The 19,215-nt window shown below is 68.6% G+C and carries 18 protein-coding genes; 5 read left to right on the forward strand and 13 right to left on the reverse strand.

Annotation, left to right across the window (positions count from 1 at the left end; all coding sequences use genetic code 11):
- Window positions 1-78: 78 nt before the first annotated feature.
- Window positions 79-615 carry a PH domain-containing protein gene (locus IU452_RS02260; protein WP_195107162.1) on the forward strand — a complete coding sequence of 179 codons (537 nt, stop codon included), beginning with the start codon at window positions 79-81 and terminating at the stop codon, window positions 613-615.
- The gene (locus IU452_RS02265; protein WP_195107163.1) at window positions 612-2,162 is read left to right on the forward strand and encodes a PH domain-containing protein; all 1,551 of its coding nucleotides are present in this window, start codon (window positions 612-614) and stop codon (window positions 2,160-2,162) included. The genes IU452_RS02260 and IU452_RS02265 overlap by 4 nt, the downstream gene beginning before the upstream one ends.
- Here the strand turns inward: IU452_RS02265 and IU452_RS02270 are convergent.
- Together IU452_RS02270 and IU452_RS02275 are read right to left on the reverse strand one after the other, a co-directional pair.
- A complete protein-coding gene (locus IU452_RS02270) occupies window positions 2,153-2,848 on the reverse strand; it encodes an HD domain-containing protein (protein WP_195107164.1) in 696 nt (231 codons plus the stop codon). The genes IU452_RS02265 and IU452_RS02270 overlap by 10 nt on opposite strands.
- A gap of 14 nt (window positions 2,849-2,862) precedes the next feature.
- Complete coding sequence (locus IU452_RS02275) at window positions 2,863-4,275, reverse strand: MFS transporter (protein ID WP_195107165.1); 1,413 nt, start codon at window positions 4,273-4,275, stop codon at window positions 2,863-2,865.
- A gap of 244 nt (window positions 4,276-4,519) precedes the next feature.
- Here IU452_RS02275 and IU452_RS02280 point away from each other — a divergent pair, with 244 nt between their 5' ends.
- Window positions 4,520-6,472, forward strand: coding sequence for a GMC family oxidoreductase N-terminal domain-containing protein (locus IU452_RS02280; protein ID WP_195107166.1), 1,953 nt, complete (start codon window positions 4,520-4,522; stop codon window positions 6,470-6,472).
- Window positions 6,473-6,479: 7 nt separating this feature from the next.
- Here the strand turns inward: IU452_RS02280 and IU452_RS02285 are convergent, their stop codons facing one another.
- From IU452_RS02285 to typA, 10 genes are all read right to left on the reverse strand, one after another.
- Window positions 6,480-7,085 carry a GNAT family N-acetyltransferase gene (locus tag IU452_RS02285; RefSeq protein WP_324192393.1) on the reverse strand — a complete coding sequence of 202 codons (606 nt, stop codon included), beginning with the start codon at window positions 7,083-7,085 and terminating at the stop codon, window positions 6,480-6,482.
- Between the two features lie 57 nt (window positions 7,086-7,142).
- Entirely contained in the window at window positions 7,143-7,517 is a 375-nt protein-coding gene (locus IU452_RS02290; protein ID WP_195107168.1) for a DUF742 domain-containing protein, read from the reverse strand.
- Window positions 7,514-7,927, reverse strand: coding sequence for a roadblock/LC7 domain-containing protein (locus IU452_RS02295; RefSeq protein ID WP_195107169.1), 414 nt, complete (start codon window positions 7,925-7,927; stop codon window positions 7,514-7,516). The genes IU452_RS02290 and IU452_RS02295 overlap by 4 nt, the downstream gene beginning before the upstream one ends.
- Window positions 7,905-10,226, reverse strand: a complete 2,322-nt coding sequence (locus IU452_RS02300; protein WP_195107170.1) for a nitrate- and nitrite sensing domain-containing protein — start codon at window positions 10,224-10,226, stop codon at window positions 7,905-7,907. Before IU452_RS02300 ends, IU452_RS02295 begins: the two co-directional genes overlap by 23 nt.
- Before the next feature lie 169 nt (window positions 10,227-10,395).
- Window positions 10,396-10,812, reverse strand: a complete 417-nt coding sequence (locus IU452_RS02305; RefSeq protein ID WP_324192394.1) for a hypothetical protein — start codon at window positions 10,810-10,812, stop codon at window positions 10,396-10,398.
- Complete coding sequence (locus tag IU452_RS02310) at window positions 10,809-10,967, reverse strand: hypothetical protein (RefSeq protein WP_195107171.1); 159 nt, start codon at window positions 10,965-10,967, stop codon at window positions 10,809-10,811. Before IU452_RS02310 ends, IU452_RS02305 begins: the two co-directional genes overlap by 4 nt.
- A 43-nt stretch (window positions 10,968-11,010) precedes the next feature.
- Window positions 11,011-12,180, reverse strand: coding sequence for a serine hydrolase domain-containing protein (locus IU452_RS02315; protein WP_228816274.1), 1,170 nt, complete (start codon window positions 12,178-12,180; stop codon window positions 11,011-11,013).
- A 123-nt stretch (window positions 12,181-12,303) separates the two neighbouring features.
- Window positions 12,304-13,218 (reverse strand): N-acetyl-1-D-myo-inositol-2-amino-2-deoxy-alpha-D-glucopyranoside deacetylase, encoded by a 915-nt coding sequence (gene mshB, locus IU452_RS02320; RefSeq protein ID WP_195107172.1) that lies wholly within the window; start codon window positions 13,216-13,218, stop codon window positions 12,304-12,306.
- Window positions 13,215-14,978 carry an ABC transporter family substrate-binding protein gene (locus IU452_RS02325; protein ID WP_195107482.1) on the reverse strand — a complete coding sequence of 588 codons (1,764 nt, stop codon included), beginning with the start codon at window positions 14,976-14,978 and terminating at the stop codon, window positions 13,215-13,217. Before IU452_RS02325 ends, mshB begins: the two co-directional genes overlap by 4 nt.
- A 72-nt stretch (window positions 14,979-15,050) precedes the next feature.
- Window positions 15,051-16,952 carry a translational GTPase TypA gene (gene typA, locus IU452_RS02330; protein ID WP_195107173.1) on the reverse strand — a complete coding sequence of 634 codons (1,902 nt, stop codon included), beginning with the start codon at window positions 16,950-16,952 and terminating at the stop codon, window positions 15,051-15,053.
- 163 nt (window positions 16,953-17,115) lie between these two features.
- Here typA and IU452_RS02335 point away from each other — a divergent pair, with 163 nt between their 5' ends.
- Window positions 17,116-17,292 carry a hypothetical protein gene (locus tag IU452_RS02335; RefSeq protein WP_011211296.1) on the forward strand — a complete coding sequence of 59 codons (177 nt, stop codon included), beginning with the start codon at window positions 17,116-17,118 and terminating at the stop codon, window positions 17,290-17,292.
- A 21-nt stretch (window positions 17,293-17,313) separates the two neighbouring features.
- The gene (locus IU452_RS02340) at window positions 17,314-17,607 is read left to right on the forward strand and encodes a 4a-hydroxytetrahydrobiopterin dehydratase (protein WP_195107174.1); all 294 of its coding nucleotides are present in this window, start codon (window positions 17,314-17,316) and stop codon (window positions 17,605-17,607) included.
- 5 nt (window positions 17,608-17,612) lie between these two features.
- Here the strand turns inward: IU452_RS02340 and IU452_RS02345 are convergent, their stop codons facing one another.
- Window positions 17,613-18,884 carry a mannosyltransferase gene (locus tag IU452_RS02345; RefSeq protein ID WP_228816517.1) on the reverse strand — a complete coding sequence of 424 codons (1,272 nt, stop codon included), beginning with the start codon at window positions 18,882-18,884 and terminating at the stop codon, window positions 17,613-17,615.
- Window positions 18,885-19,215: the final 331 nt, after the last annotated feature.

The following is a 19,215-nucleotide window of genomic DNA, read 5'->3' on the forward strand; positions in this document are numbered from 1 at the left end:
CAACCTCGTCGGCTGCCACACTATTCCGGGCAATGCGACCGATTCCGGGACACGGCTGGTTCGTGGAACCATGGCAGCATGGCACCACCGAACAATCCGGGCGCACCGGAATTTCCGGGCGCGCAGGCGCCGACGATCATGGCGGGGCCCGCCTGGCGGCCCAGCTCACGGGCGAAATTGCTGTGGGCGCTCGGGCCCGCGATCGGGTGGGTGGTGGTGCTGATCGGCGAACTGGTGTGGGTGTTCGTCGACGACGGCCACCGGGCCCTGCAGGCGGCGGTCGTGGCGGTCTCACTGATCGCGGCGGCGTTCGCCATCGGCGTGGTGCCGCTGTGGCGGTATGCGGTGCATCGCTGGGAGGTGACCGACGAGGCCGTCTATACCCGTACGGGGTGGTTCACCCAGGAGAGCCGGGTGGCTCCGATCACCCGGGTGCAGACCGTCGATACCCAACGCGGGCCGCTGGAGCGGCTGCTGGGGCTGGCGACGGTGACCGTGACGACGGCCTCCTCGGCGGGCGCGGTGCGAATCACCGCACTGGACCTACCGGTGGCCGAACGGACGGTCGCGCAGCTGACCGAGGTCGCCGCGGCGCACCGCGGGGATGCCACATGACCGAGACGGCGGCGGCGCAGGCGGCGTGGCAGCGGCTGGACAAGCGAATGTTGCTGGTGCATCCGGTGCGCGAGGTCGTCCGCTACATACCGGTGCTGGTGGTGACGGTGATCGTCGGCACCCGCAGCGACAATCCGGTCTGGGGGCTGGTGGCGCTGGCGGTGATCGTAGGCCTGGCGCTGACGCGCTGGTTCACCACCACCTATCGGATCGGACCGGAAAATGTGGAGTTGCGACGCGGGCTGCTGCAGCGGCGGACGCTCACGGTGCCGCGGTCACGGATTCGGTCGGTCGACGTTCAGGCCGATCTGCTGCACCGGGTGCTGGGTCTGGCGGTCCTCGCGATCGGGACCGGGCAGCAGGCCGACCGAGAGGAGGGGTTTCACCTCGACGGGGTCGACGCGCGGCAGGTTCCCGAGCTGCGTGCCCTGCTCCTGTCGAGGGAGCCGGAAGACGTTGTGGTGCACGATGTTACCGCCGAACCCGGCGAACAACCGAGGCCGGATGAGGGTGTCGAGATCGCGCACTGGCAACCGGCCTGGGTGCGGTATGCGCCGCTGTCGCTGACCGGATTGGCGATCGTCGGGTCGATCGTGGGTCTGGCGTTCCAATACGGTGTGGCCGAGGTTGTCGTCGACTCGCGGACGGTGCAGGGGCTCGGTGCGCGCGGCGCCGTATTCCTCGCGGTCATGGTGCTGGTGGGGATCGTCACGCTGCTGGCGATCACCGCGGTCGCCGCCTGCGCGCATTACCTGGCAACCTATTTCGGGCTGCGGGTCCTCGACGACGGTGCCACCCTGCACATCCGGCACGGCCTGTTCACCACCCGGCAGATCACCTTGGATCTGGCCCGGTTACGCGGCGCCACGGTGAAGGAGCCGCTGCTGTTGCGGCTGGCCGGTGCCGCCGAGCTCGAGGCGATCATGACGGGAACCAGTCCGCGGCAGAAGATTCTGCCGCAGGCCCCGCGCCGAGCCGTCGATCGCACGCTGGCCCGATTGCTCAGCATCGGGCCGAAACCGGCCCCGGCCGAGAGCACGCCGGATACCGCCGGTGAGCTCGACGCGGCGGCACCGGCGCTGATCGAATTGGTGCCGCACGGTCCGCGCGCACGCCGTCGGCGCTACACCCGCGCGTTGGGACCGGTGGCCGCGGCGGCCGTAGCGCTGCTGGCGGTAACCATTGCCGGAGTGGGCATTCCGGTGTGGGTATGGATCGTGCTGGCCCTGTTCGCGATCATCGCGGCCGCGGTGGCGCAGGATCGTTACCGCGGACTCGGCCACGCTGTACTCCCGGCCGCGGATTCGCGCCCCACCTGGCTCATCACCCGCAACGGCTCCCTCGACCGCGACCGCGACTGTCTCGAGGCTCCCGGGATCATCGGCTGGACCGTCCGCCAGACCTATTTCCAGCGCCGCGCCGGACTTGCCACGCTCATCGCGGCCACGGCCGCGGGTAAGAAGCGCTACCACGTGGTCGACGTACCGATGGAACGGGCCTGGGAGCTGATCGAGACGATCACCCCGGGACAGCTCGGTCACCGCTGAGTGTCGAGTTCGTTCACCGGCGCCGTCTCCGAATCACCCCATTCCTCGTGGAATCTGCGGAGGTACTCGACGAGGAACGCCGCCCGCTCCCCCGCCAGGCGACGCCCGGTATCGGTCAGCATCTCCTGCGGCAGACGGACGAGTTTCTCGTAGAAGTGGGCGATCACCGACGACGTCGGACCGGATCGATAGGTGGCCATCCGTTCGGCCTCCGGATCCCAGAGGGGGGCCCGATGAGCACCGCCGAACATGAAGGCGCGGGCGATGCCGATGGCTCCCATGGCATCGAGTTTGTCCGCGTCGCGCACGATCCGCGCCGCACTGCTGCCGCCGCCGAGGCTGTCGCCCTTGATCAGATAGCGCTCGTTGAATATCACCGCGCGCTCCACCTCGTCGATGACCGGCTCGGGAATCTCACTGTCGTACAAGAACTTCCGGATCCGCGGCAGCACCTCCTCCGAGGCCACCGGTCGTCCGAGCTCCTGCTCTGCGATGCGGTGGAAGTCGTGGACGTAGGCGATCAGTTGCGGCAGGACCTCGTCCTGCCCTTCCTCCCGCGCGATGCGCCGGGCCAGCCGGGCCACGCGGTCGAGATGGGCCAGATCGTGAGCGACGAGGTCGGAACCGAATCTGTCCGCCACCCCGTCCCGCACCGCCTCGACCATCTCCGCCGACACTGTCGCCATACGCCCACCTCCGACTACGCCTGAACCGTCTCCCTTCGATCATCCGGTACCCGAGCCGAACGGTTGGTGCGCACGGCGGTGGGAATCGCGAGCGCGGCAATGACGGCGAAGCCGACCAGCAGCCAGCGCGCGGATGCGGCCATGCCCGGACCTCCCACATTGACCAGCAGCCCGGCGACCGCGGCGCCGAAGGCGGTCGACACGGTCAGCACCGTGGCGATGGCCGCCGCGGCCGTTCGTCCCTCCTCCGGATCCGCGGTGCTGGTCATGGCCGCCACCGACAGATGCGGCATGGCGATACCGATTCCCGCGCCCGCGATCAGCAGGACCGGGAGCCAGGCCAGGACCATGGGCAGCGAGGCGTGGTCGCGTTGCAGCACGGCGAGTACGGCGAACCCGGCGGCCAACAGCGCCGGTCCGGCGATCCGCAGCAGCCGAATCGTGCGGTCGCGCCGGACCGAGGACACGACGATCTGGCTCGCCGACCAGCCCAGTGACAGTGCCGCACCGAAGAATCCGGCCGCGATCGGCGGCAACCCACCCATCCGCTGACCGAACAGCGGCAGGAAGGTCTCCACGGCCACCCCGGAGGCCAGCAGCATGATGGTCGCGTAGATCCAGCGCAGCGGCGATCCACCCCGGTAGGTCGCCGCGGGCAGAATCCGTTGTTCTGCACCCTTTTCCACTACCACGAAGACCACCACCGCGGCGACCGCCACCACCAGCGAGACCGTCATCGCGACCGCGCCCGGCACCACTGCGGCCACACTCACCGCCGCGGCGGCGGCCACCACCAACCCCACCGCGGCGACCGGCACCGGCGACTTCCCCTGCAACCGTTGCCCTTTCGGCAGGGACCGCGGCACGACCGCCGCGATCATCACGGCCACAACCGCCAGGACAGCGAAGGCCGCCCGCCAGGAACCGAACTGGGCGAACACCCCGCCCAGGGCCGGTCCCACGAAATTTCCCACCCCGAACATCGCGGAAATCAAGGCACTCCCCCGCACCCACAGCGCACGCGGCAAAGCCGAATGGACGGAGGCGAAGCCCAGCCCGGTCAGCAGGCCCGCACCCCAACCCTGCACCCCGCGCCCGATCAACAGCACCGGCATCATCGGGCTCACCGCGCAGACGAGCGATCCGGCGGCGAACACCCCGAACCCGATCAGATAGCTCCCGACCGCCCCACGACCGGCCAGCAGCCGATTCACCACCAGCGTCCCGACCACCTGAGCGACCAGGAAAACCGTTGTATTCCAGGCATACAACCGCTCACCGCCGATATCTTCCACCGCGGTCGGCAGCAGGCTCGCGGCCAGATAGATGGTGATCGCCCCGACCAGCACCCCTCCGGCGAGCACCGTGGCCACCTCCGCATGTTGTCGAAAATCCCTCCAGGAACCCGTATTTCGCTCCGTGTCCATGCGTCCTCCTCGTATCGTCGTGCAGATCGCCAAGGCATCATGACGGACCCGCGAACACCGGTAATCGGACAAATCGGGCGTGAGTTATCTCACATCTGCGCAAGGGGCCGCGGTCCAGAGCGCTCACATGTGATTGCTGATTCTGATCATTTTTCGGCATTTAGGCTGGCTCTGATCGCAATCGGTGAGCGGGAATTCGTGCGCCGTGATAGAACACTGCTGGCGTTGGAAGGGTGGAGTTTTCATGGAACCTACGGCCAAGCAGCGCGCCGCGCTGGGGATGATCTGCGATACGTTCACACCGGGGGACGGGCTCACATTGCCCTCGGCCACCGAGCTGGGTTCGGTGGATACGGTATTTCGGCTGCTGGGGCGCAGTCCCCGGGAAGCGGACAAGAAGCAGTTGGCGATGCTGCTGGATCTGTGGGATTCGCCGCTGACCGGGTTGTTCACCGGGCGCGGGTTTCGCCGGTTCTCGGGCCTGTCGCAGCAGGAGCGGGAGCAGGCGCTGCTCCGTCTCGCCGATTCCCGTCTCGTACCGGTGCGCGCGATTTTCCAGGCGCTCAAACAGGCAGCGCTGTTGTCCTACAACGTGACTCCCGGGCCGTCGGGTATCAATCCGCTGTGGAAGGAGATCGGGTATCCGGGCCCGGCCGGCCCGCTGCAGAAGGCCCCGCAGCCCGCGTTGGCTCCCCTGCGCTATACCGGAAACACCTCTCTCACTTGCGATGTCGTGATCGTCGGGTCGGGCGCCGGTGGGGGTACCGCGGCGGCGGTGCTGGCCGAGGCGGGCCTGGACGTCGTGGTGCTCGAGCGCGGAAGTTATTACGACGACCGGGATTTCGGCGCTGGGGAACTCGCGGGCCTGCAGCAGCTCTATGCACCGGGCGCCTCGTCCGCCGAAGGCCAGATCACCCTGGTCGCGGGCACCTGCCTGGGCGGCGGCACGGTCGTCAACTGGAGTACCTCGCTGCCCACTCCCGATGATGTCCGGGCGGAATGGGCCGAGCTGGGCACACCGCAGTTCGCCGAGGCCGAATTCAGTGCGGCATTGGAGGTGGTGCAGCAGCGGCTCGCCGTCACCGACCGGCGGTCTCCGCTGTCGGCACGCGACAGTGTGCTCGAGCGTGGCGCCCAGGCCCTGGGCTGGGAGGTGGATACGTTGCCGCGCAACGTCACCGACGCCTGCGACGCCGGTGTCGAATGCGGTCGATGCGGCTACGGCTGCCGCCTCGGCGCCAAACAATCGGTGACCAAGACCTGGCTCGCCGACGCAGCCGCGCGCGGCGCGCGCCTGGTGGTCGATGCCGATGTGCGCCGTATCGGCGTGAAAAACGGCCGCGCCGAGAGTGTTTCGGCGGTCACCGCCGACGGGGTCGACATCGAGGTGCACCCTCGCGCCGTCGTGGTCGCGGCCGGGGCCATTCAGACTCCGGCCCTGCTGCGGCGTTCCGGGCTGCGCAACAGGAACATCGGCCGTCATCTGCGCCTGCATCCGGCCGCCGCGGTGTTCGGCGTCTTCGACGAGGAGATCCGGCCGTGGGAAGGGGCCCTGCAGGGCCGCATCTGTCGCCGGCACGCCGACCTGGACGGCAAGGGCTACGGCGTCATCTACGAGACCGGGCCCATCCATCCGGGCATGGCCACCGGCTTCATGAGTTGGCGGGGCGCCGACGCCCATCGCGACACCCTGCTCGATTTCGCGCGCACCAACGCGATCGGCATCATCACCCGCGACCGCGATCCGGGCACGGTGTCGGTCGACGGCAGCGGCGAACCGGTGGTGAGGTACCGGCTGTCGGACTACGACGCCGCCCACATGCACGCCGGAATCGAGGGCGCCGCAAGCATTCTCGAAGCCGCCGGGGCACGCCGCATCTTCTCCGGGCACCAGGCCGGAATCGGCTACGAGCCCGGCCGCGGCGGCTCGCACGCCGAATTCGCGACCGCCTGCCGGGCCGCAGGATACGGCCCGGGCCAATGCTCGATGGGCGCGCTGCACATCATGGGTTCGGCCCGCATGGGTGGCTCCGCGGGCATCTCGGCCACCAACCCGGACGGCGCGACCTGGGAGGTGCCCAATATCGTCGTCGCCGACGCCTCCTGCTTCCCCACCGCCTCCGGAGTCAACCCCATGGTCACGATCGAGGCAATCGCCTACATGAACGCGAAACGCCTTGCCGCCCAGTTGGCCTGAAGGGCGCCTACGCTGTCGCGGGCTCGCGCACCATACTCCAGGTGCGCGGCCCGCCGCGGGTCAGCTCGACCTCCGCGGTGACCTCGAAACCCAGGCTGCGGTAGATGTGGACGTTGCGCTCGTCGGAGGTCTCCAGATAGGCGGGCAGCCCGGCGCGGTCGGCCTCGGCCAGGCCCGGACGGATGACCGCCTTTCCCAGGCCGCGCCCCTGCAGCTGGGGATCGACACCGACCACGCCCAGGAACCAGGTGGGCTCGGTGGGCCGGTGCGGGGACAATGCCTGCTCGGCCTCCCGCATCGCCTCGACCCGATCCCCGGCCAACTCCACCATCCGCGATTCGATTTCGGCGAAGGCATCCAGCACGCCCGTGCTGTCCGGCGTCGTCCAGACCGCCACCGCGGCGCAGTCGTCGGCCACCCACACACGTCCGTGCGGCAACCCGATCCGCTCCAGCATCAGTGCCTGCATCTGTGTGACGCGGCGCTGGTGATCGTCGGCGGCCAGAATGTGACGCATGTAGGGATAGTCGCGAAACGCTTGCCCCAGCGTCTCGAGCGCACGCGGCACGTCCTGCACCGTCGCGAGGCGGACCGAAACAGTCTGGCCTGTCACAAATATCTCCTCGACACCGTTCGATTCCATTCGGCACCAACGTACCGGGTGCGGTGCTCAGAGTGCGCGGATGCCGTTCAGGACCGCCTGAAGCAGGCCCAGGTCGGAGTCGGCGCTGATGGTGGGTTGCGGTGAGCGGTGGGCCAAACGGCCGTCGTCGATGAGATCGCCGATCAGCACCTTGGTCATCGACAGGGGTAGTCGCAGCAGCGCTGCCACCTCGGCCACCGACTGCGGGGTGCGGCACAGCCGGACGATGGCCGCGTACTCCGGTTCGGTGCGGCGCAGGGCGGCGCCGCGTCCGACGTCGACCACCAGCGTGGCCATATTCAGTTCCGGCCGCTCGACGCGACCCCGGCCGCGCGTGACGGCATAGAGGCGGACCAGCGGACCGGCGTCCTCCTCGTACCAGGATTCGCGCGGATAGTTCATGGCCGTTTCGAGCCGGGGTCGGTCCGCGGATCGACCGCCAGATGCGTGCCGACCCGCTGCACGGTCTGGTTCATCTCGTAGGCCACCATGCCCATATCGGCGTTCTCCGACGCCAGCAGGGCCAGGCAGGCATTCGCACCGGCGGCGGTGATGAACAGCACCGCCTCGTCGAGCTCCACGACGGTCTGGCAGACGCCGCCCGCCTTGAAATGGTGACCGGCGCTGCGGGCCAGGCTGTGCAGGGCCGACGCCATGGCGCAGAATCGCTCGGCATCGGAGCGGTCCAATTGATTCGAGTGACCGAGCAGCAGTCCGTCGGTGGACAGCAGCACCGCCGACTGGGCGCCGGTCAGCCCCGTGATCAGATCGTCGAGCAGCCAGCCGAGGTCAGTTCGCTGGGAAGTGGTCATCGTTGCCTTCTCGTCGAGTGGATGGGATTGCGGTGGAATCGGATTCGGTGGACGGTCTCCGACCCCGGCGGGTTCCGTTCTCGATGGCGCTCATCAGGTTACGGGCCTCGTCGGCCGATCGCTGTCGCACCGGAGCGAGCGCGGGCAGCGCCGTTTCCGTTGCCGGGCCGGATGTTTGGCGGCGGCGCCGCGGTAATTCGGGCCGGGGCTGCTCGGAAGCCGGTGTGAACCAGGCCGAACGGCGCACCGGCTCGGGCTCGGGCGCCGGGGAGGGGGCTTCGGCGAACTCCAGCCGGTCGTGCGGCTGTTCGTCGGCCCGGTCGACGCCCGACTGCAGCAGGGCGGTCGGGATCAGCACGATCGCCCGCACGCCGCCGTAGACGGATTCGTTCAGCCGCACCGAAACACCGTGTCGGGTGGCCAGTTTCGCCACCACGAACAGCCCGAGCCGGGTATCGCTGGACAGGGTGGCGACACTGAAGTCCGGCGGATTCGACAGCAGCGCATTGCGTTCGGCCAGTTCCGCATCCGTCATGCCCAGGCCCTGATCGACGATCTCGACGGCCACACCGCGCCCGACCACGGCACCGGACACCTCCACCCGCGACTGCGGCGGCGAGAAGGCGGTGGCGTTGTCCATCAGCTCGGCCATGAGGTGGATCAGGTCGGCGACGGCATTGCTCGCCACGTGCACCTCGGGAATGCGGCCGGTCTGAATCCTGGTGTAGTCCAGGCTTTCCGCGACGGCACTGCGGACCAGTTCCAGCAGCGGCACCGGCTTGCGCCAGCGGCGGCCGGGCTGCTCGCCGCCGAGGATGATCAGATTCTCGGCATTGCGGCGGGCGCGGGTGGCCAGGTGGTCCAGCTGGAACAGCAGCTCGAGCTGATCGGCGTTCTCCTCCTGCCGTTCGGCCTGGTCGAGCAGGGCGAGCTGACGGTGCACCACGACCTGGCTGCGGTGGGCGATATTGAGGAATACCGCGTTGACGCCGGTGCGGGTCTTGGCCTCGGCGACCGCCGCCGAGACCGCCGCGACATGGGCCCGGTTGAAGGCATCGGCCACCTGACCGAGTTCGTCGGTACCGAAATCCAGGCGCGACACCTCCGCCTTCGAATCCACGTTCTCGCCCTCACCCAGTCGGCGCATCAGGTCGGGCAGTCGCTCATCGGCCAATTCCAGGGTGTCGCGGCGCAATCGACGCATGCGGCCGATGAACCGGTTGGCCAGCAGCAGCGCCGCCACGAAGGCCAGCACCGCGATCACCAGCACCGCGGCACCGCCGAGCAACGACTTCTGCGCGGTCTGATCGCCCCGCTCGCGGGCGATGACGTGCGCGTCGCGGCTCTGGTCCTCCCACAGCTTCAGCAGTGCCGACACCACCTGACCGGAGGCCTCCTGCCAGGCCGCCGTCGTCATCGGGAGCGGGTCGGGTTCGGGGGTGGACCGCGTGCGGGGGGCGTCCTCGGCGGCCACCGCGCCGCGCTGGGTGATCGCATCCTGCATCGCGATCACCTGCTGATAAGCGGGCCCCGCGGTGATCTCCTTCAGCTGGGCCAGACGCCGATCCTTCAGCACGGCACCGGAATAGGCGATCTCGCCGCGGAATTCGCCGACATGGCTGGTGAATTCGCTCAGCTGCGCGGGCGACAACGTGCCGAGCGTCAGCGCCACCGCACCCAAGGTGTCGGCGATCGACAGCGCCTCGGCCGCGCGCAGCGGTTCCACGCCGTAACCCAGTTCGATGGCGATATCGGCGTCCGGCGCCACGCGGGCGGCCAGCATGGATGCGGCGATGATGGTCCCGATGACCTGGGTGAAGAATCCGAAGATCTGCTCCGGCGGCGCCTGGCGGGCATCCACGCCGCCGCGCACCTGCGGGACCATGGCGAACAGCTTGTTGTAACCCTCGATATCGGATTTGGCGCCGCTCGGGTTCAGCTTGCGGGCGGCATCGCCCTTGGCCATCACCGCCGCCAGCGCCTCGTCGGACTTCTTCCGCGCTGCCGCAAGGGATTTCGCGGCGTCGAGGTCACCGGCCAGATACAGCAGCGACAGCCGGCGCTCCTCCTCGAACGCCTGCACCATGAGAATGGCGGGCGTGGTGGTGCTGCTGGCCAGCTCGGCCCATTCCTTCGCGGCCCGACCGGATTTCACCAGATACGACGCCGCACCGACGCCGATACCGAGCAGCGTGACGCTGGAGATGAGCACGATCGCCAGCAGGCGCACCCGCACACCGATCCGGCCGCGGACCCCGCGCCGGCTCGAATGTGCCGTGCCCACAGCCGGTTTGCCCATCCGATCAGAGACGGCCGAGATGCCCACGCTTCCCCCCAGCCATCGGCAGACGATGCATCGCCCTACCTCCTCGCGCACCACCATCGGCAGTGCCTGTCCCGTACAGCGAGAGAGAGTAACGAAAACATCGCAATTCAACTACGGATAACGAATATTCGCTGTAACAGGTTCAGGAGGCGGCGGGGAAGGCGCGGCGGAACAGGTAGAACCCCGCGGGGATGAGGCCGCACGCCAGCAGCAGCGGGGAGCTCCAGTCGTCGGTGAGCAGGACGTCGCCGCCGGGCCCGGCGGTCGAACAGATCAGGAAGCCGAGCAGCCAGGCGATCAACGGCAGCGCCATGGCGGCGGGGCGCGAGACCACCACGCCCATCCCGGCCACGAGCAGCACATTGCCCACCGCGGCGGCGGCCGCGCTGATCGGCACCGGCGTGCCACCGACATAGGTCGGCAGATACAGCACCTCGAGCGCGAGCGAGAGCACGGCGTCGAAGACCAGCAGGGCCGCCAGCGCCCCACCCAGCACCGACCACCCCCGGCCGCGCCCGGCGACCGGCGTATCCACCCGGTCGATCGAGGCCGCCGTCACGGCACCGGGGGGAAGCCGAGCAGGGCCAACAGGTGACTCTGCATATCGACGAACGCATACAGCGCCGACAGGTAGAGATCGTGCTGTGCCTGCCAGTGCGGCTTCTGGCTTTCGACGAACGCCACGATGGCGTCCTGCAGGGCCCAGTTGTACATGCGGGTCAGTGTAGGCGGCGCTCGAGTGCGGTCCGCGGCGAAGTCAGTCGCCGCAGACAGCCGTATTGGTCAGCTTCTCGCTGGCGAGTCCGAACTTCTTCAACGCGGCCGGGTCCTCGAGGTCGATTCCCGGCCCGTGGGTAACCGACACTTCGACGCGCCTGCTTCCATCGACCGTGCTGTACATGTCCGACTGATAACCGGGAAGCCCACCGTTGTGGCCGACGGTGTCGCAGCCGGGGCCCCGTGCGATGCGCATCAACCCGAGACCGTAACCGCCGTGCGGTCCGATCGCACGCTCGCTACGCATCTCGGCAAGCAAAGCGGGCGGGAGGAGTCTGCCACCGAGTAATGCGGCGAGGAAGGTGTCGAGATCCTGGGTGGTGGAGACGATCTCGCCCGCCCCGTAGGCCCAGGACGGATTCTGATTGGTGAAGTCGACGACGTTCACGGCATCGCCCTCTCTGTACGAGAGGTAGCCACGGGCGTGCGGGCCGAGAATTCCGTTCCAACTGCCCGGAACGATGGTGCCCCACAAGCCGAGCGGGGCCACGATGCGGCCGTAGATCTGCGCGCCGTAGGGCGTGCCGGTGATCTTCTCGATCAGCAGTCCGGCCAGAACGTAGTTGGTGTTGGAGTACGACCACTCCGCGCCCGGGTCGAATCGAGCCGGCTTGCTCAGCGCGAATCGCACGAGTTCCGCGGGCCGATAGTCACGGAAGAACGCGTCCACGGCCGCCTTACCCGACTGCGGAAACAGCCCGGGCACCAGCGTTCCGTCCGGATCCTGCTCGCCGGTGTAGTTGAACAACCCGCTGGTGTGCTGCAACAGCATCCGGACGGTGATCCGCGGGTCCAGCCCGAACTGGGGCAGGTGGCGGCTCACCGAATCGTCCAGTCCGAGCCTGCCCTCGCCGACCAGCTGCAGCAGCACCGTCGCCACGAAGGTCTTCGAGATACTGCCGATGCGGAATCGCCCATCGGTCGGCACCCCTTCCGGACGACCCAGCTGGGCCACTCCGGCACTGCCGGTCCAGTCGCCCTGCTGATCGTGCACGCGCACCTGCACGCCGACGGCACCGGCGGCAATCACCTCGTTCATCGCCTGCTGCAGTGCGGCGCGGTTCGTCTCGACCGGCTCGGCCGCCACGGCGGTCCCGCCCCAGCCCGTCAGCACGGCCGCCGCGAATATCGCACCGATCATCCGTCGCATGGATCGACCCCCCTCAATCACGAGATTGCCCGGCACCGGACACCACAGTAGAGCCAACCAGACTGCGGCGCAACGGAATACAACTGCCGTACCGCTACGAAGGCGGATTCGTTGTGCCGTAGGTCAGTTCGGGCGGCTCAGGCCGGCGAACAGATCGTGTTCGCGGCCGTCGGGGCCCGCCGGGCCGAGGCGGCCTCGGACGAGGAGGTAGTGCTCCTCGGGGAGGACCGGCTGGGCGACGTTGTTTGACAGGGCGAACTCGCGGCCGGAGGGGGCGACGCTGATTTGGGTGGCGTGGGCTCGCAGGGCCGCTCGTTTGGCGGCCAGCGCGTCGGAGACGTCGATGGTGGTGGTGACCGAATCGCTGGGGACGCAGGGTAATTCGCCCTCGGCGGGGAGGCGCCAGCCGGTGGGTAGTGCGCCCGGTAGGCGGTCCACGGTCCGGCGGGCCAGGGCCTCGGTGTGCAGGCGCAGCACCGTGGCATCGGTGACGGTCCAGTACACCTTCGGTGTGGCCCACCCGCGTTCGGCCGCGGCGTCGACCGCGTCCATGGTGACCCGGTGCGCGCGAACGTGATCCGGATGCCCGTATCCGCCGCGGGGGTCGTAACCGATCACCACCTGCGGCCGAAGCTCCAGAAGCACCTGCACCAGTGCCTCGACCGCGGCCGCGCCGGAGCTCACGAATGCCCGCGGGTGCACCGGCTCCATCGGGCGCGGGTCGGCGGTAGTGCCGGTCATTCCGGAGTCGCGCCAGCGGCCCGCGCCGCCGAGGAACCGCGGCGGTCCGGCCCCCAATTCCGCCAGCGCCCTGGTCAATTCCGCGATGCGGTACCCGCCCAGCTGATCGGCCTCGGCGCTGATCAATTGCGCCCACTGCTCGCCGATGACCTCCCCCTCCTCGCCGAGGGTGCAGGTCACCACGGTCACCGGCACCCCGCGACGGCGATAGTGGGCGATGGTGCCGCCGGTGGTGATGGATTCATCGTCCGGGTGCGCGTGCACCAGCAGGAGACCACCGAGTGCCCCACCACTCACGACAGCCGCCGCCACGTCGCCGCGCCGCCGAAGATGCCGGTCTGAATGGATCCGCTCAGCGACACCCCGTCCATCCGCGAGCTCGCTGCGGCGACGCCGTTGTCCTGCATGATCGGCAGCACCGTCGCCAGCTCCCACAGCTTGGGCTCGGCATCGCCCAGCACCCGCGGGACGTCCAGGCCGCGGGTCGCATTGTCGATATCCGCCTGCAGCGCCGGATCGCAGATGCCGGAGATGTTGCTCGGCGCCTTGCGCATCGCCTCGAGCTGCGCGGTTCCGTCGTCGGGCGGTACCGGCGGGGCGGGCGGGCAGCCGTAGCGCGAGGCCAGCACCGTGGCCGGATCCTGTCCGGCCTGCTCCCAGCCGACGATCGCGTCGACGGTGCCGTCCAGCAGATTCTTGCCGTACAGCTCGTCGGCGGGCAGGCTGCGCACGCTCGCGTCGATACCGGCGCTGCGCAACTGATCGGCGGCGGTGTTGGCGACCGCGAGCGTGGTGAGATCCTTGTCCACCGCGCCGATGCGGATGGTCAGCGTCTTTCCGTTCCTGGCCACCGGCCGCGGCTGCGGGGCGGGCGAGGTGGGCGAGATGCCCTGCGGCGGCGGTTCGGGCGCCCGCCCGAATCCGGCCTCGGCGAGCAGGGCGAACGCCTCGTCGGCGGACGGCCGCGGCGGGGCGGTCGGCACGTAGCCGGGATCCGAGGGCGAAAGCACCTGGGCGCGAGCCGGTTCCACCCAGGCTCCGGTCTGCGCACCGACGGTCGCCAGCAGCGCCGGATCCAGCAGCGCCAGCACCGCGCGCCGCACCCGCACATCGGCCAGGTCCCCGGTGCGCGCGTTGAGCGTCAGCTGCATCTCACGGGCCTGCGGCATCACGGCCGTGCGGACCGCCGGAATGGCGGCCAGTTGCGCCTGCAGGGCCGCACCGCCGTGCACGAGAGCCACCTGCGCATCGCCGGAGCGCAGCGATTCGGCCAGCTGGGCGGGAGTTCCGCCGCGGCGCATCAGAATCTGATCGGGCACCGCCGGAGTACCCCAGTACCGGTCGTTGCGTTCCAGCAAAATCTCCTCGCGACCGGCATCGGCCTGCTTGACCCGGAACTGACCGCCCGAGATCGGGTTCTGGTCGATCAGCCCGCGTTCCACCGCGAGCGCGCGCTGGAAGCCGCCGGGCGAATCCTTCAGCAGATGCGACGGCAGCAGATCGGTGAACAGCTCCCGCCACGCCGGATAGGGCGCATTCATGGTGACCGTCACCGTCTTACCGCCCTCGGAGGATGCCACATCCGAGATCAGGCGATAGCCCGCCGGATCCACCACACCGGGCTGGCTGATCATCTGCTGCCACAGGTAATGGAAGTCCTCGGCCGCGATCGGGGCGCCGTCGGACCAGGAAGCCTGGTTCTGGATCTTGTAGGTGATCGTGAACGGCGCCTGCGCGGTCACATCCGCCGACACCATCAGCGCGTTGTCGGGCACCCAGTCGGTCACGCCGGGCGCGGTCGGCGACGGCACCGGTTTGAACGGGCTCGGAAACACCATGGACGCCACCGCATTCGTCGTCGGCGACTGGTTGGACCGCAGATGCGGATTGAATCCGATCCCGATGTCGTCGACCGCCACCACCACCGTGCTCTTGGTCGGCTTGGCGGGCGTGGTCTTGGGACTGTCGGTGCTCTCGATCGGCGGCGGCGGATTCGCGGTACAGCCGGCGAGCACCGTCACCAGTGTCGCCAGCAGCATCACGACCGCACGCCGCATCGCGCGCAAGCTTGCCCCCGTTTTCACGTCCGGCACTCTACAGTCCTGCCTCCCAAAGGAGTCGGTGCGAAATCAGGCTCCCTGGGAGGCGCGGTCGCGGGCCTTGCGGCGGGACAGGTCTCGCGCACGCTCGGTGGCACTGAGGATGACCTTGCGCACCCGCACCACATCCGGGCCCACCTCGACGCACTCGTCGGCCGCGCAGAACTCCAACGCACCCTCCAGGTCGAGCACCATCGGACGGGCGAGGGTCTCCAGCACGTCACCGGTGGCGCTGCGCATGTTGGTCAGCTTCTTCTCGCGGGTGACGTTGATGTCGAGATCCTCCGAGCGCGGATTGATGCCGACGACCATTCCCTCGTAGGTGTCGGCGCCCGGCTCCACGAAGAAGGTGCCGCGGTCGGCGAGCTGGATCATCGCGTACGGGGTGACCGAACCGGACCGGTCGGAGACCAGCGAGCCGGTGTGGCGGGCGCGGATCTCACCGGCCCACGGGGCGTACCCGTGCGATACGGCGTTGGAGATGCCGGTGCCGCGGGTCTCGGTGAGGAAGTCGGTGCGGAAGCCGATGAGCCCCCGTGAGGGCACGATGAATTCCATTCGGACCCAACCCGATCCGTGGTTGGTCATCTGCACCATCTTGCCCTTTCGGGCGGCCAGCAGCTGGGTGACCGCGCCGAGGTATTCCTCGGGCACGTCGACCGTGAGCTCCTCGTAGGGCTCGTGCACCTTGCCGTCGATGGTCCGGGTGACTACCTGCGGCTTACCGACGGTGAGCTCGAAGCCCTCGCGACGCATGGTCTCGACCAGAATGGCCAGCGCCAGCTCGCCACGGCCCTGCACTTCCCAGGTGTCGGGACGTTCGGTGTTCAGCACGCGCAGCGACACGTTGCCGACCAGTTCCTGGTCCAGACGGGCCTTCACCAGCCGGGCGGTGAGCTTCTTGCCGCCGTTGCGGCCGGCCAGCGGGGAGGTGTTGATGCCGATGGTGACCGAAATGGCGGGCTCGTCGACCGTGATCCGCGGCAGCGCAACCGGGTTGTCCGGATCGGCGAGCGTGTCCCCGATCATGATCTCCGGAATACCGGCCACCGCGACGATATCGCCCGCGATCGCCTCCTCGGCCGGATTGCGCTCCACACCGACGGTCTTGAGCAGCTCGGTGATCTTGACGTTCTTTGTGCCCTCGGCGCTCATCCAGGCCACGTTCTGGCCCTTGCGCAGGGTGCCGTTGTGGATGCGGACCAGGGCGAGGCGGCCCAGGAACGGCGAGGCGTCGAGGTTGGTGACGTGGGCCTGCAGCGGCGCGGCGGCATCGCCCTTGGGCGCGGGCACGTACTTCAGGAGCACCTCGAACAGCTCGTCGAGGTTCTCGGCGTCGGGCGCGTTGCCGTTCTCGGGGCGCTTGGTGGAGGCCTTGCCCTCCCGGCCGGAGGCGTAGAGCACCGGCAGGTCCAGCGCCAGCTCGGCCGCCTCGGAGGCCTCGTCGTCCAGATCCGAGGCCAGGTCCAGCAGCAGGTCGTGGCTCTCCTCGACGACCTCGTCGATGCGCGCGTCGGGCCGGTCGGTCTTGTTCACCACCAGGATCACCGGCAGCGATGCGGCCAGCGCCTTGCGCAGCACGAAGCGGGTCTGCGGCAGCGGGCCCTCGGAGGCGTCGACCAGCAGCACGACACCGTCGACCATGGACAGGCCGCGCTCGACCTCACCGCCGAAATCGGCGTGGCCGGGAGTGTCGATGACATTGATCACCGTGACGCTGCCGTCGGCGTTGTGCCGGTGCACCGCGGTGTTCTTGGCGAGAATGGTGATGCCCTTCTCGCGTTCCAGATCGCCCGAGTCCATCACCCGGTCGACGAGCTCGGCCCGTTCGGCGAACGCACCGGACTGCCTGAGCATGGCATCGACCAGCGTCGTCTTGCCGTGGTCGACGTGCGCAACGATCGCCACGTTACGGAACTCGACAGACGACACCTTGAATCCTCCTGCTGAATGAAGTGATGCGGCCGACCCTCGCCGTAGAGGGATCTGCAAGACAGGTGCGGTCACGACTCACCGGGCATGCGGCCAGCTACACAGTACCGAAATCCGGAAGGGGACCAATTCGGGCGCTCGGGTTAGGGTACGCTTACCTACCATGGGCAAGGTGAAGGCGAAGAAGGTCTCGAGCCTGAAGCCGAAGAAGAAGTGCTGTCGGAAGAAGACGCGCTGCGTGAAATGCCCTGTCGTGATCATGCGCATGAAGAAGGCCGAGGCCGCAGGGGTGTGCGGTAAGGATCTGAAGAAGGCGTTGAAGCAGGCGCGCGCGGCCTAGCCGGAGAGTAGAACCGGGGGTATGGGTACTTCATTGCTCACCGACGAGGAACTGTCCACCGCGCTCGAAGACCTCCCCGACTGGACCCACACCGGCAACAGCATCGCCCGCACCGTCGAGGCGCCGTCGTTTCTGGCCGGGATCGAACTGGTCCGCCGCGTCGCCTCCGCCGCGGAGGCGGCCAACCATCATCCGGATATCGATATCCGTTGGCGGCGGGTCACCTTCACGCTGTCCACCCACTCCGCGGGCGGGCTCACCCAGCTGGATGTGGCGCTGGCGCACGAGATCGATCGGCTGGCCCAGCAGAGTTAGGGGGCTTACCCGGCGCGGGCAGCGTCGGCCGCGGGCGTTCCGGCCCCGGTCCGCTGCTCGGGCCGGGCACCGGTGCGTATCAGCCACACGTAGAACACCAACACCCCGATGACGTCGACCGCCCCCAGCCACGACAGCACGCCCGGCCGGGAGATCGTCCAGATCGTGGGCTGGAAGAACGACAGGATCCAGGGCACGCCGATCAGGGTGGTCACGAGCCAGTAACCGGCCAGCACCCGAGCGCCCGCGGCCGCGCGCAGCGGCCCGTACAGCAGCCACAGGATCAGCGGCAGCAGCCAGACGAAGTGGTGCGACCAGGAGATCGGCGAGACCATCAGCCCGAACAGCTGCACCACCAGCAGCGTGCCGAGGCGATCGTCGGAACCCAGTGCCCGCCAGGCGAACCAGGCCAGGACCGTGACCACGAGCACCGCCGCCAGCCACCACGGCCCGAACGGAATGCGGTGCCCGAATGCGTGCCACGGCGATCCGGCGTCGTGGCCGAGCAGGCGGCTCAGGGCACCGCGCAGCGACTGATTCCACACCGAGCCCACCGGCCCGATCCGGTTCGCGTCGCCGAGCAGCGGCCCGAAGTAGGTGCGGGTCTCCGTCGGTGAGAGCGCGAAGCTGACCCCGATGGTCGCCGCGAAGACGACGGCCGCCCACACCGCGCTCGCCCAGCGCCGCCGGGCCACGAAATACAGCCCGGTGACCGCCGGGGTGAGCTTCACTCCGGCCGCGATACCGACCAGCAGGCCCGAGAGCCAGGAGCGCGCGGAATACGCCGCGGCCATGCCCGCCAGCACCAGGAAGACGTTGACCTGCCCGTAGTCGATCGTCGTGCGGACCGGTTCGAGCCACAGCCCCAGGGCGGTCCAGCCGATTGCCGCTGTGCGGTACCGGTACTCGCGCGCCGCCGCACCGAGCAGGAAGGCGAAGCTGAGCCGCACCACCGCATACAGCGCCGCCACGATCAGCAACAGCCACGCCACCGCGACCACGGTGAACGGCAGGTAGTGCAGCGGATAAAAGAGCACCGCGGCGAACGGCGGATATGTGAACGGAAGCGGAAAGTCCGGTGTCTTCTCCGCATAGGTGAAGTCGTAGAGATGGCCGGTGCCCAGATCGGCCGCCCCGCCGACGTAGACGTGCAGGTCGACCAGGTTCATCCCGTTGGGCGCCACCAGCATCCACAGCAGCCGCGCCAGCACCGACAGACCCAGGGCGGCAAGGGCGATGCGGCGCCCACGAGTTCCGAGGTCACAGGTCCCGTCCAGCGCTGCTGCATGGGCCGGTCGAGGGTGTCGGTTCACGGCACGCAAGCTTTCGGGTCGGGTGGCGGGCGGGGACAAGATTACCGGCGCGAGCGGCACGGGAGATTCCAGGATGAGCCTCTCGTCGCTTTTGTAACATTTGTATCTCTGATCACTTCAGTCACAGGAGATAGGGCTATCTTCTGATAGCGCACTGCCCGGTTTGATTACTCGACCAATAAGTGAAGGCAAGATCACATCGACGGCTGTACAACGCAGGACTCGAACCCTAAAGTGACGCGCAGCGATGCGGCCCGTATCGCCCACGATGAGGTTCCCGAGGTTAAGGACGGCT

This window comes from Nocardia transvalensis (assembly GCF_015477765.1).
Classification (GTDB): Bacteria; Actinomycetota; Actinomycetes; order Mycobacteriales; family Mycobacteriaceae; genus Nocardia; species Nocardia transvalensis_A.